This window comes from Gemmatimonadaceae bacterium, from assembly GCA_019752115.1.
Lineage (GTDB): Bacteria > Gemmatimonadota > Gemmatimonadetes > Gemmatimonadales > Gemmatimonadaceae > Gemmatimonas.
In genome coordinates, this window is record JAIEMN010000022.1 from 25,050 (window position 1) to 37,093 (window position 12,044).

At 64.6% G+C, this 12,044-nt stretch carries 8 protein-coding genes; 3 read left to right on the forward strand and 5 right to left on the reverse strand.

All coding sequences use genetic code 11. The annotated features are described in order from the left end of the window. Window positions 1-8: 8 nt before the first annotated feature. A complete protein-coding gene (locus K2R93_11025; protein ID MBY0490363.1) occupies window positions 9-1,241 on the reverse strand; it encodes a DNA cytosine methyltransferase in 1,233 nt (410 codons plus the stop codon). A gap of 128 nt (window positions 1,242-1,369) precedes the next feature. On the opposite strand from K2R93_11025, the gene K2R93_11030 reads away from it, so the two are divergent. From K2R93_11030 to K2R93_11040, 3 genes are all read left to right on the forward strand, one after another. Next, complete coding sequence (locus K2R93_11030; GenBank protein ID MBY0490364.1) at window positions 1,370-1,747, forward strand: very short patch repair endonuclease; 378 nt, start codon at window positions 1,370-1,372, stop codon at window positions 1,745-1,747. A gap of 760 nt (window positions 1,748-2,507) precedes the next feature. Next, a complete protein-coding gene (locus tag K2R93_11035) occupies window positions 2,508-2,885 on the forward strand; it encodes a hypothetical protein (GenBank protein ID MBY0490365.1) in 378 nt (125 codons plus the stop codon). A 10-nt stretch (window positions 2,886-2,895) separates the two neighbouring features. Then, window positions 2,896-3,717, forward strand: a complete 822-nt coding sequence (locus K2R93_11040) for an SDR family oxidoreductase (GenBank protein MBY0490366.1) — start codon at window positions 2,896-2,898, stop codon at window positions 3,715-3,717. Between the two features lie 37 nt (window positions 3,718-3,754). Here K2R93_11040 and K2R93_11045 read toward each other — a convergent pair whose 3' ends face one another. The 4 genes from K2R93_11045 to K2R93_11060 all read right to left on the reverse strand — a co-directional run bounded on the left by K2R93_11045 (window position 3,755) and on the right by K2R93_11060 (window position 11,958). Further along, complete coding sequence (locus tag K2R93_11045) at window positions 3,755-5,245, reverse strand: serine hydrolase (GenBank protein ID MBY0490367.1); 1,491 nt, start codon at window positions 5,243-5,245, stop codon at window positions 3,755-3,757. Between the two features lie 9 nt (window positions 5,246-5,254). Then, entirely contained in the window at window positions 5,255-6,739 is a 1,485-nt protein-coding gene (locus tag K2R93_11050; GenBank protein MBY0490368.1) for a DUF1501 domain-containing protein, read from the reverse strand. Between the two features lie 22 nt (window positions 6,740-6,761). Continuing rightward, window positions 6,762-10,232 (reverse strand): PSD1 and planctomycete cytochrome C domain-containing protein, encoded by a 3,471-nt coding sequence (locus K2R93_11055; protein MBY0490369.1) that lies wholly within the window; start codon window positions 10,230-10,232, stop codon window positions 6,762-6,764. 121 nt (window positions 10,233-10,353) lie between these two features. Further along, window positions 10,354-11,958, reverse strand: a complete 1,605-nt coding sequence (locus K2R93_11060) for a VCBS repeat-containing protein (protein MBY0490370.1) — start codon at window positions 11,956-11,958, stop codon at window positions 10,354-10,356. Window positions 11,959-12,044 lie beyond the last annotated feature (86 nt).

Consider the following 12,044-nt stretch of genomic DNA (forward strand, 5'->3'; position numbering starts at 1 on the left):
GGACATCGCTATAGCGCAGTCGGATTGTGTCCTTCCAACAGTGCACGCAAGTGCAACCCGAGCTCCCGCGCGAGCCCCACTGGCACTGCATTACCGATTTGAGTGTACCTCGGCACCTCGCGCTCCCACATGTCTAGATCTGGGATTCCGGCACGCCGGTGACCACCAGTCGTGCGGGGCCCCCTAAACTTGTACCAGTCGGGAAAAGCCTGAAGGCGCGCCCACTCACGGACGGTAAGAATTCTAGGCTGCGAGTAGTGAACGAAATCATCAGGGAGCGAAGTGGCCGTGATTGTCGGCCCCACTGACGTCCAACGGGGAGGCAGCCATCGTTGGGCGAATTTCTTCGTTTTGTGCTTGTCTGAAATCGCTCCACGATTGTCAATCATGTACTGGAACTTTTCGACAACACGCGCGGAGTGCTTAGCGTAGTCTTGCTCCAGCAGCTCATCGCCTGCGCGCATCAAGCTTCCGTCCGGCTTAGTGCGCATCATTCGCTGGTAGTTCGTCTGGGGCTCTCGCAGGTAGCGTTCCGTCTTACCCTGAGACAAGTAGTCCTTGTCTACAAGATCATCGAGGACATCCACGAGATCCGGCGCAGGTATCGCACGCTGAGGGATAAGTCCGCGGGGATTATCCGTGAGGTTATCCCGCACGCTTGTCGCGATCGGAAGCTTCAGGTCCTTCCGAGCGCCGACTAGAAGAATTCGCGGACGATTCTGCGGAATGCCGAAGCTCTTGGCTTGCACGAGCTGCCACCCGACCTCGTAGCCAGGAATTCTCTCGAAAGTGTGACGAACCTCATCCCAGATCTCACCCTTGCGCCCTTCTTGCGTCCAGCGACCTGAGAGTAGACCACGAACATTTTCAAAGATGAAGAACTTCGGGCGAATAGAGGAAACCACGCGCACCATCTCTCGGAAGAGATGGTTGGACGGGATCTGCTCCTTCTGAACGCTGTAGCTCCGGCGATGTCCGATTCCTGAAAAGCCCTGACACGGCGGTCCGCCCGCCACGATATCCACTTCAATGTCTCGCTTCTTCCAGCCCTTCTTCAAGGCAGTTAGGCGAGCATCAGACAACTCCTCGATCCCTCCGACTCGTTCAACGTCAACTCCTCCAAGATTCTCCTCGAAGGTGTCCGCAGCATCTCGGTTGATCTCTGAGAACAGGATGGTCCTAAATCCCGCCTGGTGAAGGCCTAGCGAAAGGCCTCCACACCCCGAGAAGAGGTCGACCACGTTTAGCTGCTTGCCAGGTTGCATTCGGTTACGAGTCTGTTGAAGCGTGCACTGAGGAGGACACCGTGGGACAAGACACCAAGAATCGCGGGATCGTTTCGCCTCCAAGCTCCGCAAGATCGCGGATTATGAGCGCCATAAAGTCGAGAGGTAATCGTTCTACCGAGATGAAGCTGGCGGAGCTATTGCGTAGGGTTCCCGCCCTAAAGGGGTGGCGAAGACACGCTCCACTTGCTGGAACCCCCGACTTTACTTGGAGAAAGGCAAAGTTGGCTGTTTTTGTAGACGGCTGCTTCTGGCACGGTTGTCCTCGATGCTATGCCAAACCCAGAAAGAACGCGGAGTTCTGGGCGGCAAAGGTCGAGAGCAACCGCCGACGCGACCGGCGAGTAAACAACGAGCTTCGAGCTGCGGGCTGGACTGTTCTCCGGGTGTGGGAGTGCAGAGTCTCTAATTCAGGAACGCTTGGGCGAATCTCTCGTGCGCTTCGTGCATCGCGCAGTTAGTCCCATATTCTAGCAAACTACAGAGACGGCCTGACAGTACCCGTAAGTTATTAGCGGGTAAGCTGTTATAAACCCAGGTTCGGCTAGTAGCTCCAGCGAAGAGTTTACGGTGGTGTATTTGGTGACGGTGTTGGCCGTTACGTCAAGAACTCGGCTTGGACGCCGAAGGGCTACGTTCGGCGAAGTGACCTGTGGATCGGTCAGAGGTGCCGATTGGCAAGGAAGCGGGCGCTGTCTGCAAAGTCGGAAGGAGCAATGTCGCCCACCCGGCGCGCTCCACGCCGTTTTTTCGCCAACATTTCGGCACTACGGGTGTGTCGAGATGCCTGTAATGACCTCCGTGCGATAATCCCGACTCCCTAAGGGCCTCGCGTGGGATTGCCGCGTCCAGTCGCGCCCGTGCTTGTACGGCGGTCCGCCGCGGGAGTTCGCGCTTCGGTTCTTAAGAGTCAGCATGCCGAGTACATCGAACTGTTTCGCGCCTTGGCCACTAAGCGCGCAGGCTCCCGTTCCTTGGATCAGCGATCGAGACAATGGGAGACACGGTCCTGCCCCCGCTTCGACCGAGGTGCCGACGGGTCGACACCCTCACCTAAGCCTTGGATCAGCGATCGAGATAATGGGAGACACGGTCCTGCCCCCGCTTCGACCGAGGTGCCGACGGGTCGACACCCTCACCTAAGCCTTTGATTTCTTTAAGGTTGCAGCCCCAGTCAACAACTGAACCGCAATACGGGTGTGTGGACACTCCTGCAACGATGTGTGCCCCTGGAACCAGCGCTTCAGCCGCACGCCGAGCTTCGACGAGTTCGCGCCGCGCGAGCTCTTCGCCGAGGCGACCGACCGCGACGGAGTGCGTGCGCTGGCGCGTGAGCTGTGCATGATGGGGCCCGCCGAGTACGCCACCGCGTTCCGTGGCAGTGCCGTCAAGCGCGCCAAGCTCTGGATGCTGCAGCGCAACGCCTGTGTGGTGCTAGGCAACATCGGCACCGAGGAGGATCTGCCCGTGCTGACGGCCATGCAGCATCACGAGCAGGCGGTGGTGCGGGAGCATGCCCAGTGGGCGGCCCGACGCCTCCTGGTGCGGGCGCTGCCAGCGGGCGATCCGACGCGGTCGCACTCCCCAACCGTTCCATAGCGGACTGTTTATGCCTGACATGATGCGCCTCGCCAATCGCACGGCGGTCATCACCGGCGCGGGGAGCGGCATCGGCCGCGGCCTCGCGCTGGCCCTCGCGCGCCGCGGCTGTCATCTCGCGCTCGCCGATATGGATGCCAGCGGCCTCGCCGAGACGGTCTCGCAGCTGCCGACCGGGCTCCGCGTCTCCTCGCACGTACTCGATGTGGCCGATCGGGCCGCGGTAGCGGCGCTGCCGGCGACCGTGCTGAGCGCACACGGACAGGTCGACGTGCTCGTGAACAATGCGGGCGTCGCACTGGGCGGCACCTTCGAGCAGGTGGCCGCCGATGACTTCGACTGGTTGATGGAGATCAACTTCGGCGCCGTGGTGCGACTCACGCGGGCCTTTCTCCCGCTCTTGCGCGCAAGCGATGATGCGCGGCTGGTGAACCTCTCCAGCGTCTTCGGTCTCGTGGCGCCTGCCGAACAGGTGGCGTATGCGGCCAGCAAGTTCGCGGTGCGCGGCTTCACCGAAGCGCTCCGCCACGAGCTCGTCGGCTCCACCGTGGGCGTGACGGTCGTCCATCCGGGTGGCGTGCGTACGAACATTTCCGAACGCGCCCGGGCGCCGCGCGACATCGACCCGGCTGAAGTCCAGCGGCGACGCGCTCAGTTCCGGAAGTTCCTGCGCATGCCACCGAACGAGGCGGGCGAGATCATCGCCCGCGGCATTGAACGTCGGCAGCAGCGCATCCTCGTCGGGACGGATGCCAAGGTGCTCTCCCTGCTCGTGCGACTGATGCCGGTCCGATACTGGGACCTCATGCGCATGACACTGCCGTCGGCATGATGACGCGCATCATGCCAACCGACCAACCACCGCGCAATTACTCGCGCGTCGACTTCCGCGTGAGCAGGACGTCGCGTCCCGACACCTGCACCCTGACGCCGGTCACCCCATTGGCCGCCGTGAGCTGAAAGCGCACACGCGTGTTGCCGCCCAGAACGAACTCTGTCTCCGACAGGGGTTCGAGTGGGCTCCACCCGCCGCCCGCATTCAGCTGCAGGACACCGGTGTCGAGCCGAACGGTGACATCGAGTGCGGCATCCGCATATTGACCCGCGTAGCGCTCCAGAACGTCCGACGTGAGCGTTACCCGCGGCGTCGTGATCGCCGGGTAGTAGCCGCGCGGCACCGGTGCCGCCTCGCTGTCCCACGCGTAGGCGCGACGCACACGACGCAGAATCTCATTCATCAGCGGACCACCATTATCGCCGTTGGTCATAAGGGCGACCCCGTAGCCCTTGACCGTGTGCATGATGAGGTTGGACTGAAAGCCCCAATTGGAACCACCGTGGCTGAAGTACCAGCCTTCTCCCTGCTTCGAGAGCGAGAACCCGACAGCATACGCACCGACACCAACCGGCGTCAGCATCTCCCGCGCCATGGCCGGCGACAGTACCCGGTTGGACTTCCCCTTCGCCGAGCGCTCGACCTCGATCGCAAAGCGCGCGAGATCGGAGGGCGTGGTCCAGAGACCGGCCGCAGCGAGTTCCGGGTACACGTGCCACTTGGGACCGCGACCCTTGCCGAATCGGTCGTGGGCGCGGGCAGCGTTCCGGTCGTTCGTCGCGGAGAGTGGTTGCTCGAAGGTGCTCCGGGTCAGCCCGATCGGCGTGAGAATGGTCTGCGTGAGGAGATCGGCATAGGGCCGCTTCCGCGCATCGATGAGCGCCAACTGCAGCAGCGTCACGCCACCACCGGAGTACTCGAAGGCGGTCCACGGTTCGCGCTCCATGAAGAGCGGGCCGGTGATCGAGGGACTAGTTCCGTCGAGCAGCTGCACCATCGTCGGGAGCGTCGCACCGGGGGTATAACCGGGATACCCAAACGCATCGCCCAGTCCGGACACATGGCTCGCCAGCGTGCGAGGCGTAACGGGCTGCCGGCGCGTGAAGTCGCCGCCGTTGAGATGCCACGACTTCAGAATCGTGTTGATGTCGTCGTCCAGGCCGAAGAGCCCATCCTGCGCGGCCTTCAGCACGGCCATGGCATTGAACGTCTTGCTGATGGACGCGGCCTGAAAGAGCGTCCCGGTGTCAACCGGCGCCCCGGTCTCGGCGTCCGCCGTTCCGTATCCCTTCGCCCAGTGAATACGCGAGTCGCGAATCACGGCGACGCTTAGGCCCGGGACCTTGAACGTGCGCAGCAGCTCGGCAACCGTCATCCGGCTGAGGCTGTCCGTTCCCGTTTGCGACCCTTCGATCGCGGCGATGAAGTCAACGGCCGCACGCGGCTGCGCTGATGCCGGGGAGGCCTGGAGGGCGAACAACGCCGCCCAGGCCGAGCGCGCCCCCATCCGCATCCACCGGTTCATGCAGACCCCCTAGGCGATGATGTCGTGAATGACCTTCCCCGCCACGTCGGTCAGCCGGAAGTCGCGACCGCTGTAGTTGTACGTCAGCTTCTCGTGGTTGATGCCGAGCAGGTGCAAGATGGTCGCGTGCAGGTCGTGAATGTGCACCGGATTCTCGATCGCCTTGAAGCCGAAATCGTCGGTGCGGCCATACGTGGTGCCGCCCTTCACACCGCCACCCGCCAGCCAGACACTGAAGCCGAACGGGTTGTGGTCACGTCCGTTCGTAACCCGACCGCCCGCGCCGCCACCGCCGGTTTCGAGTACCGGCGTGCGACCGAACTCGGTCCCGCAGACCACCAGCGTCTCATCCAGCAACCCGCGTGACTTGAGGTCCTTCACCACCGCCGCGAACGCCCGGTCGGAGTTGCGGGCGTTGATGCGATGCTTCGTGATGTCGTCGTGATGGTCCCACGGATCGCCCTTGGCATAGTACACCTGGACCATACGCACGCCCTTCTGCACGAGACGCACGGCCATCAGACAGCCGCGCGCGGTGCTGCCGGGGCCGTAGAGTTTCTGGGTGGCCTCGCTCTCCTTGCGGATGTCGAATACGTCCGGCGCTTCGGTCTGCATGCGATAGGCGGTCTCCATCGCCTTGATCGCACCTTCGAGCTCCTCGTCATGTTGCCCAAGGCGATTCATGCGGGCCCGGTTCAGCTTCTCCACCAGATCTACCTCGCGGCGCTGGTCGTCGAGCGAGGTGGAGTCGGAGTGAATGTTTGGGATCAGCTCGTACGGGTCGAAGTCATCGGCCAGGCGTGGGGCCTTGTCGGCGATGAACGTGCCCTGATGCATCGCGGGCAGGAAGCCGTTGCTCCAGAGCGGCGGCCCCACCACCGTCGGCTGCTCCGGGCACAGCACGACAAACCCCGGAAGGTTCTTGTTCTCGGTCCCGAGCCCGTAGGTGAGCCAGGCGCCCATTGACGGCCGACCGGGCTGAATGTGCCCGGTATTCATCATGAGCAGCGACGGCTCATGATTCGGGATGTCGGTGTGCATCGAGCGAATCACGCAGATGTCGTCGGCGATGGAGCCGACCTCGGGAAAGAGCTCGCTGACTTCGAGCCCCGACTTCCCGTAGCGCGAGAACTTGAAGGGCGACTTCATGAGCGATCCCGTTTTCCGCTCGGTCTTGATGGCGTTCGGGATCGGCTTGCCGTCGTACTTGTCCAGCTCCGGCTTGGGATCGAAGGTGTCGACCTGCGACACCCCGCCATTCATGAACAGGAAGATCACGTGCTTGGCGCGCGGCGCGAAGTGCGGGACGAGTACCCGCTCTCCCATCGCCGACAGCACCGAGGTCGACGCCTGGGCCATCGACGCGCCGATCATCTGCGCGAACGCCATCATGCCGAATCCGGCCCCCATCGTCTTGAGCGCTTCGCGCCGCGTGCGGGGCTGGCAATGGATGATGCCGCAGCCGTCGTCGTGCCCGCCGTGTCCGTGTGACATCCGTGCTCCTGGAATGCGCCTGTCAGTCGATGAACCGAAACTCTGTCGCGCTGAACAGCGCGCGTGCGTACTGCGTCCACGCCTTCATGGAGACCCGGCGTGCAAGCAGCTCCTGCTTTGCCTGCGCGCTGCTGCTGTCGGCGGGTGCGGCCTTGGGCGCTGCGACCTTCGCGGCCGGCGACGCGCTGGCCGCCGCCTTCGTGGCCTCGGCCGCCGCCTTCGCGGTTTCGCTGGCCAGCAGCGTCGTCCGCTGATTGGCGAGGAACGCCAGCCCGAGCGTGATCTCCTCGTCGGTGGCGTCGCGTCCGTACAGCAGCGGATACGCGGCCTTGATCATGGCGCGATCGTCGAAGCGCTTGGGCGGCGGCGGGCCGGCAGAATCCTTGGCGGTATCCGCAACCGGGGGGACGATCGTCTTGAGCGCGGTGCGACGGGGCGGCGCCGACGCCGCGGCACCGGCGGCCGCTGCCGCCCCCGGCGCACTGGCCGAATCGGTAAGCCGTCGCACGAGCGCCTGCGCTTGGCGCAGGACGAACGGCGAATTCATGAAGTACAGACTCTGCAGCGGCACGTTCGTGGCGAACCGTCGCTCCGCACTCAGACTCGGGCTCGGAAAGTCGAACGTCTGCAGGAAGATGTTGGGCTGAAACCGGCTCACTGTGCCGTACAGCGTCCGACGATTGTTCTTCTCGTCGTCGAGATCCTGCGAGGGGCCGCCAATCGAGTCAACGAGCTGACCCGAGACCGCCAGCAGCGCATCACGGACGCCTTCGGCGCTCAACCGCTGACGGTTGAAGCGCCAGAGATACTGATTCTCCGGGTCGATCGCCGCCGACTTGGCGTCGTTGTCGGTGACCTGCTGATAGACCGCGGAGAGCATGATGTCGCGGTGCAGCTTCTTGATGGACCGCCCGTTCGCCACGAAGCGCGCGGCCAGATACTCCAGCAGCTCGGGGTGCGTCGGCCGCGCGCCGGCGAAACCGAAGTTGCTGGGCGTGCGCACGATCCCGGCGCCCATGTGCCAGCCCCACACGCGGTTCACGATGACGCGTGCGGCCAGCGGGTGGTTCGCGATATCCTGCGCCAGCTGCAGCCGTCCGCTGCCTTCGCGATAGACCGTCGGCGTCCCCGGCTGCAGCACATGGAGGAAGCCGCGGGGCACGCGCTCGCCGAGGTTGAGCGGGCTGCCGCGAATGTGGAGCGCGATGTCCTCCAGCGATTCCTTCGGCTTGTCCTCCACGCCCATGACGAACGGAATGTTCGGCAGCTCCTTCTCGAGGCGCTTGGACTCCTCGCGCATCGCATTGAGATGATCGGCGGCGACGCGACTGAGCTGGCGTTCCAGCCCCCATCCCGAAAAGCGCAGGAGCGCCGGCTTCGGGAAGAACGTGTCGAGCTCGTTGTCGAGGTCAAAGACAAAGACGTCGAGGTACAGGTTGAACCGCGCACGGTCCATCGTCGCCAGTTCCAGCTGATGCTGATCGAAGAAGCTCTCGAAGCCGTTGGGCATCGGGATGGACTTCACCTCGTCCAGCGGCGTGCCCTTGGCAATGATCTTCTTGTTCTTCTCCTCCAGCTTCTTCTGCTCGAGCGTCACGTCGATGAGCAGGCGCTGGAACGCATCGGCCAATCCCTGCGCCTTCTTCTTCGCCTCCGCCTTGGCCTCGTCCGTGGTCCCGACCGGCGTCGCGATCATCGCCTGCCAGTCGGTCAGGAACGGGTAGTGCTTGGGCGGATCGTTCAGGAAGTCGATCCAGCGTTCCAGCGTCTCGAGGTCCAGCCGGGCCTCGAGCGCCGCGCGCTCCTTGGGGAACTGCTCGTGGCCCGTCACCCGCCACGCCGCCATCATGTACTTGGACGCCTGAAGCGTCAGCACGCGGGCGAGCTGATCGGACTCGGTGCGCATGTACTCGGCCATGCTCTCACCGAACTTCTTGATGAACTCCTTGTCCTTCTTGTACTTCTCCGCGCGCACCGAGTCCGCGATCGGATACTCGTGATAGTTGGCGTTGTTGAAGATGCCCGCGAGTGCGTAGTAGTCGTGCGTGCCGATCGGGTCGTACTTGTGGTCGTGGCAGCGCGCGCAGCCCACCGTGAGGCCGAGGAACCCGCGCGTCGTCACGTCCACGCGATCGTGGCGCTCATCGGCGCGCGCGACCGGCGGATCCGCGAGATCGTAGTACCACGGCCCCTGTCCCAGAAAGCCGAGCGCCGGCAGCAGATCCTTGCGGCGATTCGCCGGCATGAGGTCTGCGGCCAGATGGGCCATGACGATCGTGTCGTACGGCATGTCGGCGTTGAAGGCGTCGACGATCCAGTCGCGGTAGAGATGGGCCATCGGATACCGCTCGCGCCCCGAGCCATCCTGCGCCAGACCGCGGGTATCATCTTCGCCGTAGCGGGTGACATCGAGCCAATGCCGCCCCCACTTCTCGCCGTAGTGCTCGGAGGCGAGGAGGCGGTCCACCACCTTCTCGAAGGCCTTGGCGCTGGTGTCGGCCAGAAACGCGTCGATCTCCTTCTTGCTCGGCGGAAGGCCGATGAGATCGAACGTGGCGCGGCGGATGAGTGTGCGTTTGTCGGCGGCGCGCGACGGAGACAGGCCGCGCTGCTCGAGACTGGCCAGCACAAAGTGATCGATCTCCGACTTCGCCCACGTGGTATTCTTTGGCGTGGGGACCGTGATCACCGGGTGCGGACTGAACGACCAGAACTCGCGATCGGCCTTGCTGATGACGCGACGCGGGATGGCCGCGGGCGCCTCTGCATTTGCCCATTCGGCTCCCGCCTGAATCCACTCGACGAAGCCCTGAATCTCCGCGTCCGACAGCTTGGCCGCATTGCGCGGCATGCGGAGGTTCTCGCGTTCGTGGCGCAACGCGGCGATCAGCAGGCTCTGTTCCGGATTACCGGGAATGACGGCCGGCCCACGGCTTCCGCCCTTGAGGAGACGCTCGCGCGAATCGAGCCGCAGGCCGCCGCGCTCCTCGTTGGTGTGGCACGCGAAGCACTTCTGCTCGAGCACCGGACGCACCTTCGTGACGAAGAGCCGCGCGCCGGGCGTCATGCCGCCGTCACCGGTGGCGATAACCGAACTCGCCAGCACGATCGTGGGCGCGGACTCCGGCCACGGCGCGCCCATGTGAACCCACTGGACGAGTCCCTCGATGTCCTTGGCCGACAGCGGCGCGCCGTCCCGCGGCATCTCCAGCTTCGGGATCTCGTGCCGGATGACCTTGATGAGCAAACTCGCGCCAGCGTTCCCCGGCACGATGGCTGGCCCCGACTTCCCGCCCGCCAGCAGATCCGCCCGCGACGTGACCTTCAGGCGGCCGCGCGCGCGCCCTTCGGAATGACATTCCGCGCACTGCCTGGCCAGAATGGGCCGAACCCGTGATTCGAAGAACTCATCGGGCGACTGCGCCGCCATCGGGCTCGCGGTGGTAACGACGATCGTGACCAGCGACGTGACGAGCGAGCGGAAGGGCTTCATTGCAACGTCCAGAACAGGGAGGACCTCGGTCAGCACCGACACAAGGCACGAGGCTAAATACCCGTTCTGCGCATGGCTTGTCAAATACACGGGGCACGGATGGTCCCCCGTGCGTCACTGCTCAGGGAGTGTTCGGTACGGCGCGGCAGGTCTCGTTGCCGGCGGCATCCACCGCACACACGCGCAGGTCGGCGGCCGTGCCCGGCACCAGTGCACGCCACAAATACTCCCCGTACCAACTGAGCGGCGTTGCGCCCGCGCCGGAGCCGGTGGTATAGCGTATCTCGACCCGGCGCCATTCGGTGGGTAGGGTGGGCCCCTTCCGGTCGTGCACCCGTGCCCGCACAAGCACGCCGGTGCCTGAGGGCGCCCGCGTGATGGGGCCGACGACGGGCGGCGCCACATCGGGCGCGAGGCCGCGGCCGAGGAAGATCCGCTCACGCTCGGCCCCCTTCACTTCGCCCTGCCCCTGCACGACATCCAGGCGCCCGTCGCCGTCCAGGTCGCCCAAGGCGAGCCCGAGCGTACCCGGCGTATTGTCGCCGACGAACACCTCGCTGGCCAGCCGGAGATGGCCGGTGCCGTCGTTGAGCAGCAGCCGATCCGGTCCACTCAACGAGCCGATCACGAAGTCGGCATCCCCGTCCGAGTCGACGTCGAGGAACGCCACGACGTTGTCGTCCTCACCGATGTTCGCGCTCGTGGGCCACCAGCTGTCGGTCGCGTCGAGAAAGCGGCCCTTGCCGTCGTTGCGCAGCACATGCTCGCGGCGACTGGACGCATCGCCGCCCACGATCTCGCCATCGTTGATCGTGACGAGATCGAGGAAGCCGTCGCCGTTCAGGTCCATCGCCTCGTAGTCGTAGTTGTTCGTGTACTGCGGCAGTGCGCGCGGATCGGCCGTGAAGTGCCCCGCCCCATCGTTGCGATAGAGCGACCCGCCGCCGCAGCGCTTGCACGACACGAGCACGTCGAGATCGAAGTCGTTGTCAACATCGACGAGCTCCAGATCCCACGAGAACCGTACGAGTTCATCGGGCAGTCGGCCGACGGTGCCATCCGTGAAGTGCCCCGCGCCATCGTTGAGCCACAGATGCACCCGACCGCCGGCGTTGGTCATGTTGTTCCCCGATCCCCAGTCGGCGAGGACCAGATCGAGATCACCGTCACCGTCCACGTCACCGGCTTCCGCGTCGCCGACGCTGAGGGTCAGCGCGGGGAGATGCGTCGCGGTCCGTTCGACGAATGCGCCGGCGCCATCTGCGAGAAACAGACGACTCTGCGTCTGATACGTCGTCCCGACAAACACATCCACGCGACCGTCCCCATTGAAGTCACGTGCCTTGACGACGCGCGCCAGCGACGGGGTCGTGCCAAAGAACTGCGTGGTCCGCTCCACGAACGGCTTTCCGGGTCCGGCGTTGAGGAACGCGCGCGTGGGCTCCGGCGTCCCCGGCGTCGAGTAATCCCCGCCGTTGGCGAACAGCAGATCGAGGCGCCCGTCGCCATTGAGATCCGCCAGCTCGACCTTGTTCGTCCATTCGGCCGTGGGCGCGAGCAGGGCATCGGTCGCGTCGATCCACAGCGCGCGCGGCAGCGGTGGCTGCGCCGCGGAGGCATCCGCCCGATTGGTCACCGCTGGCTTCGCGCACGCCGCCAGAAGGAGCGCGACCGCGGCGAGGGCGGCGCGCGGAACGGAAAGAACAGCCGGACCAGGAATGGGCATGGACCACGTTACGGGTCGAGAGACACATCGGCAATGCAGACGGTTGCTGGAGGAAGGGACCGTCTAGCGGGCCTGTCGATCCGAGC